This is a genomic window from Aquipuribacter nitratireducens (assembly GCF_037860835.1).
In the GTDB taxonomy this organism is placed as follows: Bacteria; Actinomycetota; Actinomycetes; order Actinomycetales; family JBBAYJ01; genus Aquipuribacter; species Aquipuribacter nitratireducens.
Genome location: NZ_JBBEOG010000004.1, coordinates 374,064 through 397,289 on the forward strand (window position 1 = coordinate 374,064; position 23,226 = coordinate 397,289).

At 73.8% G+C, this 23,226-nt stretch carries 22 protein-coding genes; 14 read left to right on the forward strand and 8 right to left on the reverse strand.

Going from position 1 to position 23,226, the window contains the following annotated elements; translation table 11 throughout:
• Positions 1–112 precede the first annotated feature (112 nt).
• Positions 113–442, forward strand: coding sequence for a helix-turn-helix domain-containing protein (locus WAB14_RS10510; protein WP_340269601.1), 330 nt, complete (start codon positions 113–115; stop codon positions 440–442).
• Between the two features lie 112 nt (positions 443–554).
• Here WAB14_RS10510 and WAB14_RS10515 read toward each other — a convergent pair whose 3' ends face one another.
• From WAB14_RS10515 to WAB14_RS10525, 3 genes are all read right to left on the reverse strand, one after another.
• Positions 555–1,151, reverse strand: coding sequence for a ClpP family protease (locus WAB14_RS10515; protein ID WP_340269602.1), 597 nt, complete (start codon positions 1,149–1,151; stop codon positions 555–557).
• Positions 1,148–1,777 carry a ClpP family protease gene (locus WAB14_RS10520; protein WP_340269604.1) on the reverse strand — a complete coding sequence of 210 codons (630 nt, stop codon included), beginning with the start codon at positions 1,775–1,777 and terminating at the stop codon, positions 1,148–1,150. Before WAB14_RS10520 ends, WAB14_RS10515 begins: the two co-directional genes overlap by 4 nt.
• 102 nt (positions 1,778–1,879) lie before the next feature.
• Positions 1,880–3,715, reverse strand: a complete 1,836-nt coding sequence (locus WAB14_RS10525) for a SulP family inorganic anion transporter (protein ID WP_340269606.1) — start codon at positions 3,713–3,715, stop codon at positions 1,880–1,882.
• A 237-nt stretch (positions 3,716–3,952) separates the two neighbouring features.
• Between WAB14_RS10525 and WAB14_RS10530 the strand changes: the two genes are divergently transcribed.
• The 6 genes from WAB14_RS10530 (at position 3,953) to WAB14_RS10555 (ending at position 11,240) form a co-directional block, all read left to right on the forward strand.
• Entirely contained in the window at positions 3,953–7,261 is a 3,309-nt protein-coding gene (locus WAB14_RS10530) for a VWA domain-containing protein (protein WP_340269607.1), read from the forward strand.
• A gap of 10 nt (positions 7,262–7,271) precedes the next feature.
• Entirely contained in the window at positions 7,272–7,835 is a 564-nt protein-coding gene (locus tag WAB14_RS10535; RefSeq protein WP_340269609.1) for a hypothetical protein, read from the forward strand.
• Positions 7,832–8,170, forward strand: a complete 339-nt coding sequence (locus WAB14_RS10540; protein WP_340269610.1) for a hypothetical protein — start codon at positions 7,832–7,834, stop codon at positions 8,168–8,170. Before WAB14_RS10535 ends, WAB14_RS10540 begins: the two co-directional genes overlap by 4 nt.
• Before the next feature lie 39 nt (positions 8,171–8,209).
• Entirely contained in the window at positions 8,210–8,866 is a 657-nt protein-coding gene (locus WAB14_RS10545) for a hypothetical protein (protein ID WP_340269611.1), read from the forward strand.
• Between the two features lie 83 nt (positions 8,867–8,949).
• Complete coding sequence (locus WAB14_RS10550; protein WP_340269662.1) at positions 8,950–10,875, forward strand: glycoside hydrolase family 15 protein; 1,926 nt, start codon at positions 8,950–8,952, stop codon at positions 10,873–10,875.
• Between the two features lie 110 nt (positions 10,876–10,985).
• Positions 10,986–11,240, forward strand: a complete 255-nt coding sequence (locus WAB14_RS10555) for a hypothetical protein (protein WP_340269612.1) — start codon at positions 10,986–10,988, stop codon at positions 11,238–11,240.
• Here the strand turns inward: WAB14_RS10555 and WAB14_RS10560 are convergent.
• On the reverse strand, positions 11,221–11,670 hold the full coding sequence (locus WAB14_RS10560; protein ID WP_340269613.1) for a GatB/YqeY domain-containing protein: 450 nt from the start codon (positions 11,668–11,670) through the stop codon (positions 11,221–11,223). The two genes, WAB14_RS10555 and WAB14_RS10560, sit on opposite strands and share 20 nt — an antisense overlap.
• Positions 11,671–11,731: 61 nt before the next feature.
• Here WAB14_RS10560 and WAB14_RS10565 point away from each other — a divergent pair, with 61 nt between their 5' ends.
• Positions 11,732–12,715 carry an ERCC4 domain-containing protein gene (locus tag WAB14_RS10565; protein ID WP_340269614.1) on the forward strand — a complete coding sequence of 328 codons (984 nt, stop codon included), beginning with the start codon at positions 11,732–11,734 and terminating at the stop codon, positions 12,713–12,715.
• A gap of 136 nt (positions 12,716–12,851) precedes the next feature.
• On the opposite strand, the gene WAB14_RS10570 is transcribed toward WAB14_RS10565, so the two are convergent.
• The 3 genes from WAB14_RS10570 to WAB14_RS10580 all read right to left on the reverse strand — a co-directional run bounded on the left by WAB14_RS10570 (position 12,852) and on the right by WAB14_RS10580 (position 15,089).
• Positions 12,852–13,490, reverse strand: coding sequence for a hypothetical protein (locus tag WAB14_RS10570; RefSeq protein ID WP_340269615.1), 639 nt, complete (start codon positions 13,488–13,490; stop codon positions 12,852–12,854).
• Positions 13,491–13,560: 70 nt separating this feature from the next.
• Positions 13,561–14,160, reverse strand: coding sequence for an FMN-binding negative transcriptional regulator (locus tag WAB14_RS10575; RefSeq protein ID WP_340269617.1), 600 nt, complete (start codon positions 14,158–14,160; stop codon positions 13,561–13,563).
• A gap of 155 nt (positions 14,161–14,315) precedes the next feature.
• Positions 14,316–15,089, reverse strand: coding sequence for a formate/nitrite transporter family protein (locus WAB14_RS10580; protein ID WP_340269619.1), 774 nt, complete (start codon positions 15,087–15,089; stop codon positions 14,316–14,318).
• Between the two features lie 161 nt (positions 15,090–15,250).
• On the opposite strand from WAB14_RS10580, the gene WAB14_RS10585 reads away from it, so the two are divergent.
• From WAB14_RS10585 to WAB14_RS10595, 3 genes are all read left to right on the forward strand, one after another.
• Positions 15,251–15,766 (forward strand): SPW repeat protein, encoded by a 516-nt coding sequence (locus WAB14_RS10585; RefSeq protein WP_340269620.1) that lies wholly within the window; start codon positions 15,251–15,253, stop codon positions 15,764–15,766.
• A gap of 67 nt (positions 15,767–15,833) precedes the next feature.
• On the forward strand, positions 15,834–17,453 hold the full coding sequence (locus WAB14_RS10590) for an FAD-binding oxidoreductase (RefSeq protein ID WP_340269621.1): 1,620 nt from the start codon (positions 15,834–15,836) through the stop codon (positions 17,451–17,453).
• An 80-nt stretch (positions 17,454–17,533) separates the two neighbouring features.
• Positions 17,534–18,424 carry a hypothetical protein gene (locus WAB14_RS10595; protein ID WP_340269623.1) on the forward strand — a complete coding sequence of 297 codons (891 nt, stop codon included), beginning with the start codon at positions 17,534–17,536 and terminating at the stop codon, positions 18,422–18,424.
• Here WAB14_RS10595 and WAB14_RS10600 read toward each other — a convergent pair.
• Entirely contained in the window at positions 18,318–19,862 is a 1,545-nt protein-coding gene (locus WAB14_RS10600; RefSeq protein ID WP_340269624.1) for an FAD-binding protein, read from the reverse strand. The genes WAB14_RS10595 and WAB14_RS10600 overlap by 107 nt on opposite strands.
• Before the next feature lie 71 nt (positions 19,863–19,933).
• Between WAB14_RS10600 and WAB14_RS10605 the strand changes: the two genes are divergently transcribed.
• Genes WAB14_RS10605 through WAB14_RS10615 form a run of 3 tightly spaced genes read left to right on the forward strand, consistent with a single transcriptional unit; the run spans position 19,934 to position 23,226 of the window.
• Complete coding sequence (locus tag WAB14_RS10605) at positions 19,934–21,325, forward strand: sensor histidine kinase (protein ID WP_340269625.1); 1,392 nt, start codon at positions 19,934–19,936, stop codon at positions 21,323–21,325.
• A 9-nt stretch (positions 21,326–21,334) separates the two neighbouring features.
• Positions 21,335–22,774: an NAD-dependent malic enzyme gene (locus WAB14_RS10610; protein WP_340269627.1), complete on the forward strand. Its 1,440-nt coding sequence runs from the start codon at positions 21,335–21,337 to the stop codon at positions 22,772–22,774.
• A 38-nt stretch (positions 22,775–22,812) separates the two neighbouring features.
• Complete coding sequence (locus WAB14_RS10615) at positions 22,813–23,226, forward strand: VOC family protein (protein ID WP_377002816.1); 414 nt, start codon at positions 22,813–22,815, stop codon at positions 23,224–23,226.

The following is a 23,226-nucleotide window of genomic DNA, read 5'->3' on the forward strand; positions in this document are numbered from 1 at the left end:
GCTCCGTCCACCTCGTCCTGACCGATCGTGAAGTCCGACGGATCGTCAAACCTCATGCAGCCGTGAGCGAACGGTGGGGTGCTGCCCGCGCTCACCGCTCTAACGTGGCGCGATGAGCGAGGTCGTCCAGTTCCGCGCAAGGGTCCCGCGAGGGGGCCTGGAGCCGCTGTGGCGAGAGCTCGTGGGGGCGGAGCTGCGACGCCGGCGTCTGGCCAGGCGCGCACGCCTCGTCGACGTCGCCGCTCGCGCGGGCGTGTCTTCGCAGTACCTGTCGGAGCTCGAACGCGGCCGGAAGGACCCGAGCTCGGAGGTGCTCGCGGCGGTCGCGGGGGCGTTGGGTGCGAGCGTCCTCGACCTCACCGCGGCCGTGGTCTCGACCGGACGGGCGCCCTCCACCACCGTCCCGCCGTCGACACCGGCGCAGGTCCGCCTCGCCGCGTGAGGCGTGTCCTCCGGACCGTCGGCCTGCGCGACCTGCTCGTCCACCGCTACGCCGATATCGACGACGTCGCGGCGCACGTCGCGGCCTGGCTGCCCTCGGCCCGTTGAGGACCTCACGCCTGCGCACGCGAGCCCAGGACGAGGTCCACGACCCCGTACTCCCGCGCGGCCGAGGCGGTGAGGACGAGGTCGCGGGCGGTGTCGGCGCGGATCTGCTCGGCGCTCCGACCGGTGTGGCGGGCGAGGATCGTCTCCAGCTCGGTGCGGACGCGCTCGACCTCCTCCGCCTCGAGGATGAGGTCGGGGACCGTGCCCCGGCCCTCGGCGGCCGGGGCGTGGATGACGACCCGGCCGTGCGGGAGGATCGCCCGGCTGCCCGCCGCCCCGCCGGCCAGCAGCAGCGCCGCGGTCGCAGCGGCCTGCCCGACGCACGTGGTCTCCACGCGGGGGCGGATGAACTGCATGGCGTCGTAGATCGCGAGCGTGGCCGGGATCGAGCCGCCGGGTGAGTTGATGTACAGCTGGACCGGGGCGTCGGGGTTGTCGTTCTCAAGGTGCAGCAGCTGGGCGATGACCGTGTTCGCGACCCCGTCGTCGATGCCCGTGCCGAGGTAGACGATCCGGTCGGCGAGCAGCCGGCTGTAGACGTCGACGGTCCGTTCGCCGCCGCTGGTCCGGGTCGTGACGTAGGGCACGGCGTAGCCGCTCACGACCGGCCGCCCGTCCCGGTGAGGCCGAGCCGTCGACGACGGCCGGGCAGCACGTCGTCCGCCGACGCGACGACCGCGTCGACGAAGCCGTACTCGAGGGCCTGCTCGGCGGTGAACCAGCGGTCGCGCTGGGAGTCACGTTCGACCTGCTCGACGGGGCGGCCGGTGTCCTCGGCGATGAGGCCGAGGACGGTGTCGCGGGTGTGGCGCAGGTCGTCGGCCTGGATCGCGATGTCCATCGCCGTCCCGCCGATGCCGGCCGAGCCCTGGTGCAGCAGCACCTTCGCGTGGGGGAGTGTGAGCCGCCGCCCGCGCGTGCCGGCCGACAGCAGGAACTGCCCGGCGCTGTACGCCATGCCGAGGTTGACGGTGACGACATCGTTGGGCACGGCCCGCATGCAGTCGCGGATCGCGAGCATGCCGGGCACGGAGCCGCCCGGGGAGCTGATGAGCAGGCGGATGTCCTCCTCCGGATCCTCGGCGGCGAGCAGGAGCAGCGCCTGGCAGAGCCGCGCGCTGGTGCGCTGCTCGAGGGGCCCGTCGAGGACGAGGGTGCGGCGCTCGAAGAGGGTCTGCTGGAGGGCGCGGTCGAGAACGAGGCCGGGGTCGGGGGAGTCGTCGCTCATGGAGCCAGGCTGCGCTCGCCGAGCGCCAGCGGGGTGGTCGTGCTGCTGCAGGCGGTTCTGCCCACAGCAGCGTCACGCGGGCCGCCCGTCCCGCAGTGCTGCTCACGTCATCCCGGCGTCGTGGTCGCTCACGTCCGGGACGTCGGGCGGAGGCGCGTCGGCCGGGGCCCGCGGAGGCAGGACGGGGTTGACGGTGGGGCTGAGCCCGCTGACGTCCGGCAACGGGCGTCCGTGCTCCGTCTCGTACCAGCGCAGGTACGCCTGGACGGCCGTAGGGAGCGTCGAGAAGATCCGGTCGGGGCCGATCCGGTCGACGAAGCCCGACGACGTGAGGTACCGCCGCAGGTCCTGCTTGACGCGCGCCATCGCGAAGTGGACGCCGCGGGCCTTGAGCTCCGCGACGAGCTCGTCGAGCGCGTCCACCGACGTGATGTCGACCTCGACGTTCGCCTCGGCGTTGAGGACGAACCACTCGACGGGGCCCTCGGCGGCGTCGACGGCGTCGAGGGCGCGTCTTCGGAAGTCCTCGGCGTTGGCGAAGAACAGCTGGGAGTCGTACCGGTACACGACGAGGCCCGGCACCTGCACCGCCGTCGGGTAGTCGTCGATGTCGTGCATGCCGGCGAGACCTGGCACGTAGCCGAGGATGCCGTCGTGGGGGCGGGCGACCCGGCGCAGCAGGTCGAGGACCGACAGGCCGACGGCGACGAGGACGCCGTAGAGGATGTCGAAGACGAGGACGCCCGCGGTGGTGGCGAGAGCGAGGACGAGCTCGCTGCGCCGGAACGCCGCGAGCCGTCGGAACTCGTGCACGTCGACGAGGCGCAGCGCCGCGTACACGACGATCGCGGCGAGCGCCGCGGTGGGGAACTGCGCGAGCACCGGCCGGAGGAACAGCAGGACGACGACGACGCTCGCGAGCGCGACGAGCGAGTACAGCTGGGTGCGGCTGCCGAGGGCGTCGCCGATCGCGGTCCGGCTGCCGCTGCTGCTCACGGGGAAGCCCTGCGACACCCCCGCGGACAGGTTGGCGGCACCGAGGGCGAGCAGCTCCTGGTTGGGGTCGATGCGGTAGCCGTTCCGGCTGCCGAACGCGCGGCCGGTGAGGACGTTGTCGGAGTACGCGACGATCGTCACCCCGACCGCGGCGAGCAGGACGTGACGGACGTCCGACCACGCGACGTCGGGCGTGCCGAGCGTCGGGAAGCCCGCGGGGATGTCACCGACCACGGCGAGGCCGGCGGACTCGAGATCGAACGCGACCGAGACGGCCGTCGCCGCCAGCACCGCCATCAACGGGCCGGGAGCGCGCGGGAACACGCGCTGCGCGGCGAGGAGGAGCACGAGGACCGCCAGGCCGAGGACCAGCGTCGCGGTGACGGTCTGGTCGAGGCCCGACACGAACGACGTCACCTGCGCGACGACGGTGTCACCGTCGACGGGGACACCGGTGAGGGTGCCGAGCTGTCCCAGGATCATGACGACGGCGATCCCGGCGAGGTACCCGGTGAGCACGGGCTTGCTGAGCAGGTCGGCGAGGAAGCCCAGTCGCGCGACGAACGCCGCGAGGCACAGCACCCCGACGGCCAGTGCGAGCAGCGCGGCGAGGGCGGCGTAGCGTCCGGTGTCGCCGAGCGCGAGCGGGGCGACCGCCACGGCCGTCATGAGGGCCGTCGTGGACTCGGGCCCCACGGACAGCTGCCGCGACGAGCCGAGGAGCGCGTACACCGCGAGCGGCCCCATGATCGCCCACAGCCCGACGACGGCCGGCAGGCCGGCGACGCCGCTCGCGTACGCCATGACCTGCGGGATGAGGTACGCGGCGACGGTGACACCCGCGAGCACGTCGGCCCGCAGCCAGGAGCGACGGTAGGAGCGCGCAGCGACGAGGCCGGGGAACAGCGGTCCCCGGGGCCGGCCCGACCGGGCATCAGTCACACTGCTCACCCTCCCACCGGACGGGGCGCGCGCGGCGCGGCTCGTCGGGGAGCACGACGACGGCCGGGTCACGATCGTGCGACGGGACGGACACCGGCGGCCTCAACCCTGGTATGGCCGGGCCCCATCGCGAGTGCTCACCCCATTCGTCGAATCTCCGTACGTGGGCCCGGTCGCGCCACTAGCGTCCGCTCGACGGTCGGAGTCGACCGTTCCGGGGACGAGGGGGATCACGCGATGACGCGTACGCACGGCTGGCGACGGGTTCTCACGAGCACGGTGGTGGCGGTGGCGCTGCTCGCCACGACACCAGGCGCAGCCTCCGCCGCGGAGCCGCCCCCGACGTGGCGGGACGCCCTCGGCGCGATGGTCGACACCGCCCCCGGCGTGACGAGCGCGGAACGGCGGGTCGTCGCGTCGACCGCGCTGGACGCCGTCGACGGCGTGGCGGATGCGCTCGTCGCCGACCTGCGCGACGACGCCGCCCGCTACGCCGACGAGACGCGCTTCGCCGGTCCGCAGGCCGCCGGGGAGCTGCTCGACGGTGACCGACGGCTCGCCGTCGTCCTCCAGGCCGCGCTCAACGACGGGACCGCGGCCGAGGGTGCGATCGTCGACGCCCTCGCCGACGTCCTCGCCGCCGACGTGCAGTCCGCGCGGACCTCGCTCGTGGACGCCCGGCTCGTCGCGGCGGACGCGCAGGACCGTGCGAAGGTCGCGCAGGCGGAGCGACAGCTCGACCAGGCCCTCGGTCAGTGGGGCGCCGGGCAGCCCGTCGCCGTCGTCGCCCACCTCGAGCAGTCCGTGCGATCCAGCGGCGCCGTGCTCGCGGACGCGGGTCTGCTGCCGCTCGACAGGCTCCGCGACCTCGACGCCGACGGCCTGCCTGACCTCTTCGAGCTCCGCGGGGGCAGCAGCCCGCTGGTCGCCGACACCGACGGCGACGGCCTCACCGACCGCTTCGAGGCGCTCGAGGGCGGCCTGCAGCACCGGCCGACCACCGCGGACTCCGACGCTGACGGTGTCCGCGACGACGCGTCCGACGTGGACAGCGACGGCCTCACCGCCCTCGACGAGCAGCGGCTCGGCACCGACCCCCTGACCGCCGACACGGACGGCGACGGCGTCACCGACGCCGTCGAGCAGGACGGCAGCAGTGACGCCGCGCTCACCGACACCGACGGTGACGGCCTGTCCGACGCCAGCGAGCGGCGCACGGGCGGGACCCTCGACCCCCGCGACGCGGACACCGACGACGACGGGACCGGTGACGCCGACGAGGTCGTCGACGTCACGACGACCTCCGGCGGCGTCCGCGTCACCCTCACCGGCCGGGCCGATCTGGCCGACGGCTTCTCCGCGACGCCCGTCCGCGGCGGCCCCGCCGCGGCGCCGGGTGGTGGCCGGGTCGGCACACCGTTCGAGCTCGGTCTCGCGCCCGGCGCGATGGCCGGGCTGGAGCAGGCCGTCGTGGAGCTGCCCTTCGACCCGGCCGCGGCGGGTGACGACGACCTGCGGGTGTTCGTCCACGACCCGACCAGCGGCACGTGGCTCCCGGTGCCCGGCGAGCAGCCGGTGGACCAGAACCGCGGCACCGTGACGGCGACGCTCGAGCACTTCTCCGTCTACGCCGTCTTCTCCGTGCCCGGCTGGGGTTCGACCCTCACGGGCCTCGGTGGCACCTGCCGTCCCGGCGGCGGGACCGGGGCGAGCGTGTTCGTCGACGTCGCGTTCGTCCTCGACGCGAGCGGCTCGATGCTGTCCAACGACCCTCAGCGACTGCGTCAGCAGGCGTCGAAGAACTTCGTCGACGCGCTCGTCGACGGTGACAAGGGCGCGGTCGTGTCCTTCGCGAGCGGCAGCAGCCTGCTTCAGGGTCTGACCGGCGACAAGGCCGCGCTGCGCGCCGCGATCGACCGGGTCGGCGCGAGCGGCGGCACCAACATCGGGGCGGGGGTGAGTACCGGCCTCAGCGCGCTCGCCGCCGAGACCGACCCGACCGTCGCCAAGATCATGATCCTGCTCACGGACGGTGTCGGCTCGTACTCGAGCTCCCTCACGGCACGTGCGGCGGAGGAGCGGGTCACCGTCTACACCGTCGGGCTCGGCAGCTTCGTCGACAGCGCGCTGCTCCAGCGGATCGCCGACGAGACCGGCGGCGCGTACTACCCGGTGGCGACCGCCGAGGACCTGCCGGACGTCTTCCGCGAGATCGAGGAGGACACCGGCGACGACGGCCGCGACAGCGACGGCGACGGACTGTCCGACTGCGACGAGGAGCTGGGCGCCCTCGACCCGGAGTCGGGTGAGCGCCTCACGTCCGACCCGCGCCTGCCCGACACCGACGGAGACGGCCTGCCCGACGGGACGGAGATCGCGCGCCGCGACATGACCGACCTCGAGCGGCTGCTCCTCGCCCCGCTCGGTCCGGACGTCGTGTCCTCGGTCCTCGGGGTCCGCTCCGACCCGCGCGCGGTCGACAGCGACGGTGACGGTCTCGACGACCTCACCGAGCTGGACCAGGGCTCGCTCCCGCGTGATCCCGACAGCGACTTCGACGACCTCGATGACGGCCGAGAGGATGCCGAGGGCACGGACCCGATGTCGCGAGACTCCGACGGCGACGGCTTCCTCGACGCGTTCGAGGTCGCCAACCGCGACCAGGGGTACGACGCGCTCGTCGTCACCGAGATCCAGAGCGGCTGGTCCTACCTCGGGGACTTCCTGGTCGGCGCCACGTGCGGGGACCTCTTCGGCTTCTGCGAGTCCGACAGCATCGCGTGGCTGGCGGGCAACCTCGTGAGCGGGTTCGTCGTGTACGGCGACGTCCGCGACGCGATCTCCAGCCTCATCAGGCTCGACCTCATCGGGGTCGGCTTCGCCGCCGGCGGTGTCATCCCCATCGCCGGTGACGCCGTGAAGGCGGGCGAGGGGGTCGTCAAGTTCCTCCGGCGCGTGGGTGCGGACACGCCCCGCGGTCGGGCGACGATCGATTTCGCGATGGGCCTCGACCTGCCGGCGTCGGTCAAGGTCGACATCCTCGAGGAGGCCGCCGGCGGGCTGGCGACCGTCCGCCGCTCGGGCGTCGCCGACGCCGACCTCGTGCGGCTGGCGAAGCGGACCGACATGAAGCAGCTCGAGTCGCTCGCCTCACGGGCCACGCGCGTCGACTCCGGCAGCGGCTACTTCGCGAAGGGGTCCGACGCGGAGATCGAGCTGCGACGCATCACCGGGTCGCAGGCCGACGAGCAGCCGTTCCCCGTGGACCCCACGCGCCCCGGTGACATGACGGGCGGCCGCAAGGTCGACGCCTGGGACCCGCTGACGCGAACGGCCTACGAGAGCAAGAGCGGGTACGTGATCGAGGCGAGGGTCGAGGAGACCCTCGAGCAGATCGCGAAGGACAGGGCGCTGCTGGACTCCGGCGAGTTCGCCGACGTCGAGTGGCACTTCTTCGCCAGCCAGGCGGGAACGGTCGGGGCGGATGTGCGGATCCTCGACGCACTCGACGATGCTGGCATCCCCTACGTCCTCCACCTGCCCTAGGAGCCGCGCCGTGCCGATGGTCGACCACGCCGCCCTGCCGCCGGAGGAGGCGCAGCGCCGCCACGAGGCGGTGGTGGCCCGGCACGGCGAGGTACTCGAGCGGCTCCGGGCGCGCACGGCCGGCGAGGTCGACCTCGACGGCAGCCGCGACAGCCTCGTCCCGCTGTGGCGGTGGGCGGTGGCGCGGCTCGGCGAGCCGGACGCAGGGGGGGATCCGGCCGGTGCCGGGCTCCCGCCCTGGTTCGTCCGCGGTGACGACCCGCGGGAGACGGCCTTCCCGAACGGCATGTTCGTGCTCGCCGACGAGCTCGGCCACTACCTCGACGAGGTCGCGCTCCGCACCGTCCCCGGGGCGAGGTGGCGGCTCGTCGGTGAGCGGGACGGGGTGCGGATGGCCGACTTCCAGCGCTCGGGCGTGGCGCTGGGACAGGCGGACCTCGTGGGGCCGGACGTCGCGTGGACCATGTGCCTGCGCGCCCGCAAGGGGCGCGACACGCACGACACGGCCCTGTTCGACGTGTTCCGGCGCCGGGTCGCCCACGTGGACGGCGGAGCCGCGGCCGACCGACCGTGAGCACGTGGCTCGTCGTCACGACGGGTGAGGTCGGCCACCAGTACGACACCTCCCTGCCGCGTCCGCCGCTGCGGGACGACGGCACCCTCGAGCGGTGGCTCGCCGAGCAGCCCGAGTACCGAGCCGCCATCGGGCTGTGGATCGGTCGCACGTTGACCGGTGAGGTGCACGTCGACCGTCGCGACGGCCCGCTGCGCACGGTCTCGCTGTCCGTCAGCGGGCGGGGTGGGGCGTCGGCGCCGGAGCACGCGCGCCTCCGCGAGCGCCTGCAGGACCTCGCCGACCGTCTCGACGGCCGGCTGTGGGACGACGACACCGAGGAGTTCGTCGACTGAGCGCGCCCGGTCCCACGCCGCGCCTGTCAGGATCGTCGTGTGCCGCCCGGTTCCGCCGCCGAGAGTGGGCCGACGGCATCTGCTCCCCTGCCGAAGCTCGTCGTCGAGGGAACCCGGCTCACCCACAAGACGGACCTGCTCTTCGCGTTGCACGAGCACCCCGCCGTCACCGGCCGGCGGCGGTACCGCTACCACTTCCCGGTCGTGTCCGCGGAGTGGGGCACTCTCGCGCCGGTGCCGTGGGGGCCGAGTCTCATCAGCTACCCGCCGGAGCTGGCGGACGCGGCGCGTCGCGGCTACGACGCGTGGCTCGAGCTGTTCCGCGCCCACGCGCACTACCCGTGGTTCGTCGACCGCTTCCACGTGTCGACGCAGGTCCACCAGGCCGCAGCCGGGCGTCCGGTCGACCTGCGTGACGTCGACACCGCGCTCGCCGACCTCGGCTTCCGGCACGTGCTGTGCGTCCGTGACCCCGCCACGTTCAGGGCCGCACGGCTGCGCCGTCTCGAGGTCTCGGGCAATCCTTCGCAGTACGACGACCTCGAGGTCTTCGTGCGTGAGCAGGAGGCCATGCGGGCAGCGGTGACCGCCTCCGCCCTGCCGTCGCTGGTCGTCGACGTGAGCGACGACGACGTCGAGCGCGCCGCCGAGGCCGTCGTCGCCTGGTTGCGGCAGGACGGGGTCGTGCCGACCTGAGGCCGGCGCGGGTCGTCCGGGTGTCCGCTTCGCGGACGTCGTGGCGGGCGCGGTGAGCCGGCAGCCACCGTCCCGCCTTGCCGGTGCGCCGGTGCCTCTGGATGCTCGGGGAGATGAACGCGGTCCACAGCCACGTCACCGGTCCGACCGACCCGACGGGGGCCCGGGACGTGCCCATCGGCGCGTACGGGTTCCTCAGCGACGGGGAGGTGTCCGCGCTCGTCGCCCCCGGCGGGTCCATCGACTGGATGTGCGTGCCCCGCTTCGACTCCCCGAGCGTGTTCGGGCGGCTGCTCGGCCGGCTCGCGGGCTCCTTCCGCGTCGCCCCCGCGGACACCCGCGTGCCCGCCGCGCGCCGGTACCTGCCCGGCACGATGATCCTCGAGACGACGTGGGGGACCGACAGCGGCTGGGTCGTCGTACGCGACGCCCTCCTCATGGGGCCCTGGCACCACGACGACGACCGCTCGCGCACCTACCGGCGGACGCCCACCGACTACGCCGCCGAGCACATCCTCCTGCGGACCATCCGCTGCGTCGGCGGTGAGGCTCAGATGATCATGGAGTGCGAGCCGGTGCTCGACTACGGCCGCCGCGACGTCGAGTGGCGCTACACGGGCGACTCCTACCACCGGGCCGAGGCCGTCGCGGACGGCGCGCCCGCGTCCGGCATCGTCCTCAGCTCCGACATGCGGATCGGCTTCGAGGGCGGTCGGGCGAGCACGCGGACCCTGCTGAAGAACGGTGAGCAGCGCTTCGTCGCGCTGACGTGGAACGGTGCGCCGCCACCGGACGACTACGACGCCGCCTACGCCAAGCAGGTGTGGACCGCGCACCACTGGCAGCGGTGGCTCGCCCGCGGGGACTTCCCGGACCACCCGTGGCGCAGCTACCTCCAGCGCAGCGCACTCACCCTCAAGGGCCTCACCTACGCACCGACCGGCGCCATCGCGGCCGCGGGGACGACGTCGCTGCCGGAGACCCTCGGCGGGGCGCGCAACTACGACTACCGGTACACGTGGATCCGCGACGCGACCTTCGCCCTGTGGGGGCTGTACTCCCTCGGCTTCGACTGGGAGGCGCTCGACTTCTTCGCGTTCATCGCGGACATCGCGAGCGAGGACGAGGACCTGCAGATCATGTACGGGATCGGCGGGGAGCGGGAGCTGCCCGAGAGCGAGCTCGACCACCTCCCGGGCTACGCGCAGTCGAGGCCCGTGCGGATCGGCAACGCCGCCTACTGCCAGGCGCAGCACGACGTGTGGGGCGCGCTGCTCGACTCCGTCTACCTCCACGCCCGACGGGTCGACCACCTCGACAACCGGGTCTGGCCGATGCTCGAGCTGCAGGTGACCCAGGCGCTCAAGCACTGGCGCGAACCCGACGCCGGCATCTGGGAGGTGCGTGGGCCGCTGCGGCACTTCACCTCGTCGAAGATCATGTGCTGGGTGGCGGCCGACCGCGGGGCACGCCTCGCGGAGATCTTCGGGGAGCACGGCAAGGCTGCCGAGTGGTCGGCGGCCGCCGACGAGATCAAGGCGGACATCCTCGAGCACGGCGTCGACGAGCGGGGGGTGCTGACCCAGCACTACGACACGACGGCCCTGGACGCCTCGCTGCTGCTCGCCCCGCTGCTCCGGTTCCTCCCGGCCGACGACCCGCGCATCCGTGCGACGGTCCTCGCGATCGCCGACGAGCTGACGGTCGACGACCTCGTCCTGCGCTACAAGGTCGACGAGATCGACGACGGCTTCTCCGGGGAGGAGGGCACCTTCACCATCTGCTCGTTCTGGCTGGTCTCGGCGCTGTGCGAGATCGACGAGTTCGAGCGCGCCCGCGACCTGTGCGCGAAGCTGCTGTCGTTCGCCGGCCCGCTCGAGCTCTACGCCGAGGAGCTCGACCACCACACGGGCCAGCACCTCGGCAACTTTCCCCAGGCCTTCACCCACCTCGCGCTCATCAACGCGGTGCAGCACGTCATCCGCCTGGAGGGGAGCCGGGATGAGTAGCGCCGTCGGTCCCGGTGAGCAGGTCGGGGCGGCGCGGACCCCCACCGCACGCGGAGGACGATGGCGAGCGCAGCCCCGACCTCGCGCCCGTGCCATCCGAGGAGTGCCTGATGACGGTTTCCACGCCCTCCGCGTCCCGCCCACCCACGACCGAGCCTGCGACCCCGTACCCGTTCTTCGACCCGGGCGAGGTCGGCGTCGCGGGCGTCACGACGATGCTCACGGTGCTCCTCGTGGTGGCCGTGGTGTTCGCCGGCGTGCTCCTGCTCCTCGACCGTGCGGTACCGGTCGCGGCCAGGGCCGGCCCCCCGGAGCCTCGTCGAGACCGGCGACGCAGCGCGAGGCTCAGGTCAGACGGGACCTGACGAGCGCCGCGACCGCGCCGCCGTCGGCGCGACCCTGCACCCGGGCGTTGACCGCCTTCATGGCCGCGCCCATCTGCTGCAGGCCCGCGTAGCCCTCGGCCGCGATCACCTCGTCGACGAGCGCCTCGAGCTCGGCGGGCGACAGCTGCTGCGGCAGGTACTGCTCGAGCAGCTCCGCCTCCGCCTGCTCCCGCTCGGCGAGCTCCGGGCGGCCCGCGTCGGTGTAGACCTGCGCGGACTCGCGGCGCTTCTTCGCCTCCTTGGCGACGACCTTCTGCGCCTCCGCGTCGCTCAGCGTCCGCTGCGTCCTCCCCGACACCTCGACCTCGCGGACGGCGGTGAGGACCATGCGCAGCGTCCCGACGCGCAGCGCGTCGCCGGCGCGCATCGCGGCGGTGAGATCCGCCCGGAGGTTCTCCACGAACGACATCGCTGCAGGCTACGCGCAGTGCCTGCAGCACGGCCGCCGTGCCTGTGGACATGATGGGTCCGTGGCCCCCGCCCGGCAGTTCCTCGTCGCGCGCAACCCCGACGCCTCGTCGAGCCTGCCGTACCTGCTGCGCCTGCCGCTCGGCGACGGCCTCGTGTTCCGCGCGAAGGACACGTGGCCCCGCACGAGCGCGGTGTACTGCCATCCCGTGGCCGCCTCCGAGTGGCCGGCCGAGCCGGACCTCGTCGAGCAGGTGGGCGTGCGCTCGTGCGCGCGACGCGGGGCCGCCGTCGACCTCGTCCTCGACCGGAGCCGCGAGAACCGGTCCCAGCTGGTGTGGACGAGGGCCCGCGGCCGGCAGGTCGTGTTCTGGCAGTCCCCGCGCACGAGGGTCAAGTCCCGGCCCGATGTCCGCACGCCGACGGCGCGCGCCGCCGGTGTCGCACAGCTCGAGGTCGTCGTCGACGCCCACGAGCGCTACGCCTACCGCTTCGCCACCCAGCAGGTGAGCGTGGTCCGCCGGGCCCTGCCGTGCGGGGACTACGCGACCACGCACGACGGCCGGCTCGTCGCGTCGGTGGAGCGGAAGTCGCTCCCGGACCTCGTCTCCAGCCTCACGTCGGGTCGGCTCGCCCTCGCGGTCGCCGAGCTCGCGGCCCTGCCCCGCGCGGCCGTGGTGGTGGAGGAGCGGTACTCGCAGGTGTTCCGGCAGGAGCACGTGCGCCCTGCCGTCGTCGCCGACGGTCTCGCCGAGCTCCAGGTGCGGTGGCCGAACGTGCCGGTCGTGTTCTGCGACACCCGCGCCCTGGCCGAGGAGTGGACGTACCGCTACCTCGCGGCGGCGTACCAGTGGGCGGCCGGCGAGGCGGCTGCCGCAACGGCGGTCGGCGTGGGCGACGACGCAGCCGCAGGGCCCGAGGCGCCCGAGCCGAGCACGGCCGAGGTGCGCGCGTGGGCGCGCGGTGCGGGCATCGCCGTGCCCGACCGGGGTCGGCTGCGACCGCACGTGTGGGTGGCGTGGCGGGAGGCGCACGGCCGCGCGTAGGCCCGCTCTCAGGTCAGGAAGAACACGGGCACCCCCGACGAGGACGCGGTGGCAGGGGCCTGCGCCCCTGCCACCGCCATGCTTCCCCTCAGCACGAGGACACGATAGGCCCTTTCGTACGCTCTGGACAGATGTCTCAGCCGAGCGGTGCGCTGCCACTGCGGGGCACGAGGCGCGAGACGCCCTTCCTCACCGGCACGCGTCGTCCCTCGAACACGCGGAGCAGGTGGCGGCCCAGGGGCGTGCTGTCGTCGGCGGGGGCGACGGAGAACCGGACGCGCCCGTCGGGGTGCTCCTGCGGCTCCTGGTCCCGGTCGACGACGGCCACCGTGACGACGAACCCGCTCACCGCGCTGACGATCGCCTGGACCCCGCGCTGCCGACCGGCGTCGACCGACCACCAGCCCGACGCGCTGAGCAGCGCCTCGCCGGGGTCCATCGTGGTGTGCCACCCGTAGGCGCTGCGCCACGACCAGTCGTAGTTCTCGGGAGTGGTGCGGTGGATGCTCGTCTGCTGGACGAGCAGCACCGACCGCTCCTCGAAGGCGACGAGGTCCGCCGGGTCGACCGGCGGGCGCCGACCGAGCTCGAGGACCCGCTCCGCGTCGTAGCCCTGCTCGGCCACGGCGTCGGTCGCGCCGGGCCGCGGGACGACGTGCCAGTCGAGCAGCCCCGCACGCTGCGCCTGGGCGACGAGCGCGTGGTGCACCCCCCAGTACCGCGCGACGGCACGGCCGGAGACGAGGAGCCTGCGCCCCGACGCCGCCTCGTCCACGTGATGACGGTAGCCGGAGCCCCGAAGCACCCCTCACCCAAACGCCGTTCGTGGACAATACGGGGGTCTGTCACCCCATGGTGCGGCGCATCTCCGCCGCGAGCGCGGGGTTGGCGTCGTCGAGGTGCGCGATGACGTTCTCCACGACCTCGGGCGCCTTGTTCTGGCTCAGCTTGGCTCGCGCCTCGAACCGCTCGACGCGGAGCCGGAACCCGACGGTGCCCTTCGCCATCCTGCGGGTGCCGGCCTCGTCCTCCCGTAACGAACGTCCGCCCGGGCGGTGCGCCTCGAAGTGGTCGGTGAGGGCGGAGAGGGCCGCGTAGTTCTCCTCGTCGTCGAGGACCTGCGGTGTGCCGTACAGGTGCGCGGTCACGTGGTTCCACGTCGGCACCACGTCGCCCGGCGGGTACCAGCTGGGCGACACGTAGTCGTGCGGGCCCTGGACGATGACGAGGACCTCGTGCTGCCCGAGCTCGTGGAGCTCGTCGTCCGGGCGCCCGACGTGGCTCACCAGCGCGATGCCCGGGGCCCCCTCGTCGAGCATCACGGGGTAGTGCGAGGCCACGAGCCCGCGGCTCGTCGCGGACACGACGGTCGCCCAGGGGTTGGCGCGGACCAGCTGCTTGACCTCGTCGGGCTCCGTCATGAGGTAGCGGGGGGTGTGGCGCACCCTCGGCAGGCTACGGGCGCACGGGGGCAGTCCCCAACGGTCGCGTCACGGCACGCCTCGTCGGCCGCGTCGACCTCCGATGGGGCTCAGCGAGGAGGAACGACGGGGCGTCCGGTACGACAGCGAGGTCTTCCCGGTCCGCCCTCGGTCTCCGCTCAGCCCCTCACCTGCGCGGTGTGGGTGAGCGTCATGAGGAGGAGGCCGCCGGCGAGGTTGCCGGCCCCGGCCAGGACGACGTTGCGGAGGACGTCCGCGTACCCGACCGCACCGTCGAGCCACACCCCCATGAGGACGTGGAGCCCCGACACGACCACGTGGTCGAACGGTCCGAGGGCGAGGAAGAAGCCCACGGCGTAGGCGAGGGCGATGCGCGGACCGACCGAGTCCACGGCGTTGAGAAGGTACGACAGGAGCGTGAGGAGCGTCCCCGCGGCGACCCCGCGGGTGAACGTGGCGAGGTCGCTCTTCGCGGCGATCTCCTCCGCCACGCGGTCGAGGGCGTCGTGGGCGCCCTCGGGCAGCGTGCCGTCGACGCTGAAGACGAAGGCCATCACCGCACCCCCGACGAAGTTCAGGACGAGGACGACACCCCACAGACGCAGGAGACGGAGCCACGTGCTCCTGCGCCGCGCGTCGATCGCCTTCGCGACAGGGTCGAAGAAGTTCTCGGTGAAGAGCTCCGAGCGACCCACCACGAGGAACACGACGCCGATGGCGAAGGCGAGCGCACCGGCCAGCTTCGCCGGACCCTCGCCGAAGGCGGGGAGGACGAGCTCCTCGGCCATCCCGAGGGCGACGACGCCGAAGACGATCGTCACGCCGGCGATGAACCCGGTCGACGTCTCCTCCAGCAGCGACATCGAGAGCCGCCGCTCCCCCTCGCGCTCGGAGCGGGCGTAGATCTCTTTCGGGGACGGGGCGACGGACATCCCCAACCCCTACCCGGAGGTCACGGCCGCACGCCGCCGAGGTGTCGTCGCGGCAGGCGTGATCGTTCCGTGACCACGAGAACGAATCGCCGTCCCGCCCACGGGTAGGCGTGAGGGGCAGCACCCCTTGCGCCGTAGGACCACTCTCGGAGGTGGACGACATGTCACGGAACACGCAGCCAGGGACGACCGCGCACGACGACGACCTGCGGGTGGAGCACCGCGGAGCCACGGCGCCGGAGCGTCCTGCGGGCGACCCGTACGGTGCGCGCGACGAGCGCTACTACCGCGACGACTCCGAGACGGGGCTCACCCGCACGTTCAGCGGGATCAACGTCCTGCTCGGCATCTGGTTGGTCATCGCGCCGTGGGTCATCGGCTACGGGGACCAGACGAACGCGGTGTGGAACCACACCGTCATCGGCATCGCCGTGGCCGTGCTGGCCCTTGTGCGCGTCGCGGCCCCGCACACGGCCGCCGCGTTGAGCTGGGTCAACGTGGTCCTCGGCGCCTGGCTCATCGTCTCCCCGTTCGTCCTCGTGTACGAGGACGGCGGGCCGACCGTCGGGATCTACTGGAACGACATCCTCGTGGGCGCGGCCATCATGGCGATGGGCATCATCAGCGCTCTCGCGACGCACAGCCGCGACGACGACGGGCACCGCGACCGCACCTGACGCACTCCCTCGCGGACCCGGCTCCCACGCGTCACCCTGGGAGCCGGGGCCGCGGAGGGAGGGCACCGTGCACCGCTGGGGCGAGTGGGGCGACGGCTCTCGCGACGTGCCGTTGCCGAGCCGCCTGCCGGCCCTGCTGGCCGGGGAGGTCGGGGTCGGCGTCCCCCCGTTCGACGTCCCGCTCGATGACGTCGTCGCTGCGACGCGCACGAGCCGGCTCGCCGGGACCTCGCCGCCGGTCGCGTGGGCGCTCGACCCACTCGACCGCCTCCTGCACGCCCGCGGGCAGTCCTTCCCCGACCTCGTCGCCGTCCGTTCCGGCGACGTGGGCCCCGTGCCCGACGCCGTCGCCCGGCCGGGTGCCGCGGCGGAGGTCCGGGCGCTGCTGTCGTGGGCGGCGGCGCACGACGCCGTCGTCGTGCCGTGGGGCGGCGGCACGAGCGTCGTCGGTGGCGTCGACTGCCCGACGGGGGAGCGGCCGGTCGTCGTCGCCGACCTCGTCGGGCTGAGCGGAGTCCGCGACGTCGACCGGGTGTCGTCGCTGGCCACGGTGGGGGCCGGCGCGACCGGACCGGCCTGCGAGGCCGGGCTCCGCGAGCACGGGCTCGTCCTCGGGCACCGGCCGCAGTCCTTCGAGCACTCGACGGTCGGCGGGTGGGTCGCCACCCGCTCGAGCGGGCAGCAGTCCCTCGGCTTCGGACGCATCGAGGACCTCTTCGCCGGCGGTACGGTCGAGTCGCCGGTCGGCCCGCTCACGCTGCCGCCGTTCCCCGCGTCCGCCGCGGGACCGGACCTGCGGCACGCCGTCCTCGGCTCCGAGGGCAGGCTCGGGGTCCTCGTCGAGGCGGTCCTCCGGGTCCGGCCGCTGCCCGAGGTCGACGACGTCGTCGCGTGCTACCTGCCCGGCTGGGACGAGGGCGTCGCCGCCGTCCGGGCACTCGCGGCCGACCCGACCGGCACGGCCGGTCTCTCGATGCTGCGGCTCAGCACGCCCGCCGAGACCGCCGTGTCGTTCGCGCTCGCAGGAGCCGCCGGGCGCGCACTGCAGCAGGGGCTGCGCCTCGCGAGGCTGGGAGGGGCGCCGTGCCTGCTGCTCGCGGGCGTCACCGGCGACGCGACGACCGCCCGCCGGGTCCGCGCGCGCGTGCGCGACGCCGTGCGCCGCCACGCCGGCCGGGTCGTCGGCACCCGCCTCGGGCGGCGGTGGCAGCGCAGCCGCTACGACTCGCCGTACTGGCGGTCGCGGCTGTGGGAGCTCGGCTACGGCGTCGACACCGTCGAGACCGCCGCGGTCTGGTCGGCGGTCCCGGCGCTCGTCGCGGACCTCGAGCGGTCGGTCGCCGAGGCCGTCGCCGCGACCGGCGCTCGCGCGCACGTCGGCACGCACCTGTCGCACGTCTACCGCACGGGTTCGAGCGTGTACACGACAGCCGTCTTCCCCCTCGGGGCCTCCCGCGAGGCCACGCTGGAACGCTGGCGCGCGCTCAAGAGCGCGTCGCTCGCTGCGATCGCGCGCAGCGGCGGCACCGTGAGCCACCAGCACGGCGTCGGTCGCGACCACCGTGCGGCCGCGGTCGAGGAGAAGGGCCCGGTCGGGACGGCGGCGCTCGGGGCGCTCGTCGACGCGTTCGACCCCGACGGGGTCCTCGCGACCGGGAACCTCCTCCCGGGCCCGCCCGCGACGTAGGTCTCGGGTCGCCGGCGCCCGCGCCGACCAGGCTGGACGGGCAGGTCCGTCCGGCCTGCACTGAGACCAGGAGGTGCGGCATGTCGACCCGCCCGCTCACCCCGGTCCTGCTCGGCCTCGCCGGCGGGACCGCGGCGGTCACGCTCCTCGGGCCCTTCGGTGCCGGGCTGCTCCGGCCGCGGACGTCACCGTCGGGCGCCGCGCAGCTGCTCGGCGCGGACGTCGCCGGCCTGCTCGTCGTGGTGCCGCTGTGCGTCGTCGCGGCGGTGCTCGCGTGGCGGGAGCACCCCGTCGCGGCGCCGCTCGCGCTCGGCCCGTCCGGGTTCGCCGCGTACACGTTCACCCAGTACGCGGTTGGTCAGGAGTGGCTCACGTACCCCGGCACCGTCGAACGCTTCGTCCCGCTCCTGCTCGGGCTCGTCGTGCTCGGCGGGACGGGCCTCGCGCTCGCCTGGACGGCCGCCGCGGACGTCCCGCCGGTCGGGCGGCGGCTCGAGCGGACGGTCGGCGCCACGCTCCTCGTGCTCGCCGTCTTCCTCGTCGTCGGGCTCCACCTCCCGACGTTGCTCGACGCCATGAGCCCCGTCCCGACCGGCAGCGAGTACCTCGCCACCCCGACGGCGTTCTGGCTCGTCAAGCTCATGGACCTCGCGCTGCTCGTGCCGCTCGCCGTCGCCACGGGGGTGGGGCTGCTGCGGCACCGCGCATGGGCGCGGCGACCGATGTACGCGGTCCTCGGGACCTACACGCTCGTCGGGACGTCCGTCGTCGCGATGGCCGTCGTCATGCTCGTGCGGGACGTCGACGGCGCCTCCGTCCCGCTGGCACTCGGGCTGGCGCTGTTCACGAGCGTCTTCTGGGTGCTCACGGTGGCTGCTCTCCGGCCGCTCCGACGCCCTCGGGCGGCGCGCCGTCCGGTGTCCGGGGACGTGCTCCGTCTCCCAGCACCCGCCGGACGAACCCGTTCGTGAACCGGCCGTCGGGGTCCAGCCGGCGGCGCACCTCCTGGAAGCGCGCGAACCGCTCACCGTGCATCCGGGCGACGTCGGCCGCGTCGAGGCCCTCGCACCACTTGCCGAGGTGCACGCGCGCGTCGCTCGTGCGCACCCACTCCTCGACGTCGGCGAAGTAGTCGCCGACGGCACCGGACTGGTTGGCGCACAGGCACAGCCACGCGCTGTCCCGCTCCACCGCGGCCCCCAGCAGCGACGCGTCGTGGCCCGCAGGGGTGAAGCGGACCTCGACGAGGAGGAACGGCAGCCGCTGTCCCGCGTACCGGCGCTCGTAGAGGTCGAGGAGGTGGGCGAGGTCCTCCCACACCCGCTCCCGCGGGACGGCGACCTCGAGCTCCTGGTGGAGGTGGTACTGGCTGCGGCTGAATGCCTCGTGCGAGTGCAGCGCGAGGGTGGACGGCTTCTGCAGCCGCATCGTGGGGGTCGCGGTGCGGGGGAGCAGCCCCCAGTGGGCGGTCGCGTCGCCGAGCGTCGCGGCGGCGACCGCCGCCTTCGCCTCGTTGAGCGACTCCCGGAACGCTCCCAGGAAGGAGCGTGGCCGCTCGGTGCGCGTCCACGTGTGGACGTGGACGAGCGGGGTGAACGGGTAGGCGTAGAAGCTGACGTGCTCGTGCGCGGCGTCCAGCGCCTCGAGGTTCGCCGCCGCCCACTCCGACGTCTCCACGCGCGTGCCCTGCTGGAGCGTGAACGCCTCGACGCACTGGACGGTGGCACCCGTGATGATCCCGACCGCGCCGATGCCCCCGACCGCGGCCCGGAACCGGTCGTCGTCGGGCCGCAGCCCGTCGTGGCGGGCGCCGGTGCCGTCGACGAGGTCGAGCGAGACGACGCAGTCGCTGAAGTGCGCCGGGCCGCGACCCGTCCCGTGCACGTCGGTCGAGAGGATCCCGCCGATGCTCTGCGCGTCGTGCGAGGCGAGCGTCGCGAAGGCGAGTCCCTCCCGTAGCAGCGCGGGAGTGAGGTCGCGCAGCCGCGTGCCCGCGCGGACCGTCACCCGGCGCGTGTCGCGGTCGATCCGCACGATGCCCGCGAGCCGGTCGAGCGACACCGTAGCGCCGTCGGTCGCGAGCCCGTCGTTGAACGAGTGCCCGGACCCGACCACGCGGACCGACGTGGCCGTCCGCACGACCTCCTGCAGCTCCTCGACGGTCGACGGCTGGTGCAGCACGGCGGTGTGACGTCGGTCGCCGGACCAGTTGCGGTACTCGCTACCCGCGACGCGGCCCTCGAGGGTGAGGCGCCGTCGCCTGCTCCACACGTAGCGGGTGGTGTTGACGACGGTGCTCGCGGCCGCACGGAGGAACCCGGGGTACACGATCGCGGTCCGTCCCACGGGTGCGAGGAGCGCGGTGGGCGCCCGCTGATACGGCGCGCGGCCGGACCCTTCGCGCGTCATCCTTCCTCCATGCCGCCCCGCGACCGCGTCCGCCCACCGCGGTGACGCGAGTCCGCCGCCCTCACCTCGGGGTGAGGGCGCGCGTCCTGCTCGCGGTCATGGTGACGGTCACCGTCGCGCTGCTCGGCTTCGTCCTCGTGCTCGAGCGGGTCCTCGTGTCCGCGGTCGACCGCCGGGTCGAGCAGGGGCTCACGCAGGAGGTGGCGGAGCTGCGACGGCTCGCCGAGGGCGTCGACCCCGAGACCGCGCAGCCGTTCGCCGGCGACGTCGACCGCATCCTCGAGGTCTTCCTCGCCCGCAACATCCCCGCGGAGCGCGAGGTCTTCGTCACGATCGTCGACGGCACCGTCCGCGACACCACCCGGCCCCTGCCGCTGCCGGCGACGGAGGTCGAACGGTGGTCGGGCCTGCTGGAGCCGGAACGCGACGCCATCGTCCTCGACGAGCGCCGCTACGAGTACCTCGTCGTGCCGCTGGTCGCCGACGGCGAGGCGCGCGCGACGTTCGCCGTCCTCTTCGACTACACCGGCGAACGGCGCGAGATCACCCGTGCCATCCGCCGCGCGGAGGCCGTCGCGGCGCTGCTCCTGCTGGTGGCCGTCGCCGTCGGCTGGCTGGCGGCGGGCCGCGCGCTCGCACCCCTGCGGCTCCTCACCGCGACCGCGAAGGACGTCGAGAGCGCGACGGACCTGTCCCGCCGGCTGCCCGACCCGCGCGGCAGCGACGAGGTCGCGACCCTCACCCGCACCTTCAACGGCATGCTCGACCGGCTCGAGCAGGCCTTCGCCGTGCAGCGGGACTTCGTGGCCGACGCCGGGCACGAGCTCCGCACCCCGCTCACGATCGTCCGGGGGCACCTCGAGCTGCTCGGCGACGACCCGGCAGAGCGGCGCGAGACCACGGCCCTCGTCATGGAGGAGCTCGACCGCATGTCGCGGATGGTCGACGACCTCCTCCTCCTCGCGAAGTCCGGCCGCCCGGACTTCCTCCAGCTGCGGGAGGTGGACGTCGGGGCCCTGCTGCGACGCGTCGCCGCCAAGGCCGAGGTGATGGGCGCGCGGCGCTGGGAGGTCGCCGCCCCGGACGGCACGGTCGTCGTCGCCGACGAGCAGCGGCTCACGCAGGCGCTCGTGCAGCTGGCGAGCAACGCCGTCGCCCACACCGACCCGGCGGACCGGATCACCTTCGGTGGTGCCGTCGCCGGCGGGCTGCTCCACCTGTGGGTCCTCGACGAGGGCGACGGCATCGGGGCCGGGGACCGGGAGCGGGTCTTCGACCGCTTCGCCCGCGCAGGCGGTGGCCCCGCGTCGCCGCGTCGGCGGGTCATGGGGGAGGGTGCGGGGCTGGGGCTGTCGATCGTCCGGGCGATCGCCGAGGCGCACGGCGGCACCGTCGAGCTCCTCAGCACGCCCGGGACCGGCTCGGCCTTCGTCCTCGTCCTGCCCGGTACGGCGCAGCGGTAGCGTGCGCAGATGTCGATCCCCACCGCCGCGTACTCGGTGCGGCTGCGCGTCCGACTCGACAACGTGCCGGGGACCCTCGGCCGGCTGTGCATCGCCGTCGGCGAGGCGGGCGGCAACATCATCGGCCTCGAGGGGTTCGAGGCGAAGGCGGCCCACCTCGACGAGGACCTCATCGTCAACTGCCGCGACGCCGAGCACATGCAGGTCGTCCACGACGCCGTCCACGGCCTCGACGGCTGCGAGGTGCTCGAGTTCGAGGACAGGACCTTCGCGGCGCACCGCACCGGCAAGATCCGCGTCTCCTCGACGATGCAGCTGCGGGACATGCACGACCTGTCGATGGCGTACACGCCGGGCGTCGCGCGGGTGTGCTCGGCGATCGCCGAGGACGCTGACCTCGCGTTCACCCACACGATCAAGCACAACTCGGTCGCGGTCGTTTCCGACGGGACCGCCGTCCTCGGGCTCGGGGACATCGGACCCCGGGCCGCCATGCCGGTGATGGAGGGCAAGGCGCAGCTGTTCAAGGAGTTCGGCGGCATCGACGCCTACCCCGTCTGCCTCGACGTGCCGACCGGCGACGTCGACGCCATCGTCGAGACCGTCGAGCGGATCGCGCCCGGCTTCGGGGGGATCAACCTCGAGGACATCGCCGCGCCGCACTGCTTCGAGGTCGAGGAGCGGCTGCGGGCCTCCCTCGACATCCCCGTCTTCCACGACGACCAGCACGGCACCGCCGTCGTCGTGCTGGCGGCGCTGGAGAACGCCCTCCGCCTCGTCGGCAAGCGCCTGCCCGATCTGCGCGTCGCGATCCTCGGGGCCGGCGCGTCCGGCACCGCCATCGCCAAGATCATGATCGCGGCGGGCGTCGGGGACGTCGTCGGGGTCGACCGGCAGGGCGTCATCCACGCCGGTCGGGACGGGCTGTCGGGCGGCAAGCGCTGGTTCGCCGAGCACACCAACCGCTCCGGCGTTCGCGGCGGCATCGGCGACGCGCTGCGCGGCGCCGACGTGTTCGTGGGGGTGAGCGGGCCGGGGCTCGTGAGCGTCGACGACATCGCGGGCATGGGCCGCGACCCCGTCGTCTTCGCCCTCGCCAACCCGACGCCGGAGGTGCTGCCGTCGGAGGTCGGTCATCTCGCCGCGGTCATGGCGACCGGGCGCAGCGACTACCCGAACCAGATCAACAACGTGCTGTGCTTCCCCGGCATCTTCCGCGGTGCGCTCGACGCCCACGCCTCGACGATCACCGAGGGCATGAAGGTGGCCGCGGCCCGGGCGATCGCCGACTGCGTCGACGAGAACGAGCTGCGCCCGGCGCACGTGATCCCGAGCGCTCTCGACCGCCGGGTCGGCTCGGCCGTCGGGCGGGCCGTCGCCACGGCCGCGGCGGCCGACGGGGTGTCGCGGATCCGGTCGAGCACCGGGGGCGTGACGATCAGCCGCTGACGCCGATGAGTTCCGCGGTGCCCGCCGGTCACCAGCGCATGACCATCAACCTCAACCCGTACCTGTCCTTCCGCGACGACGCGTACGAGGCGATGCAGCACTACCAGAAGGTCTTCGGCGGCGAGCTGACGCGGAGCACGTTCGCCGAGTACGGCATGGCGCAGGACCCGTCGGAGAACGACAGGACCATGCACTCCCAGCTCGTCACCGAGCGGGGCTGGGTCCTCATGGGCGCGGACACCCCCGCGTCGATGGAGCACCGCCCGGGCGGGCACTCGGTGTCGCTGAGCGGTGGTGCGGAGGACGGCGAGGAGCTCCACCGGATCTTCGACGGGCTCGCCGAGGGAGGGGAGGTCCAGGAGCCGCTCGCGAAGGCGCCGTGGGGTGACGAGTTCGGGATGGTCACCGACCGCCATGGCGTCAAGTGGATGGTGAACATCGCCGGCGGCTGA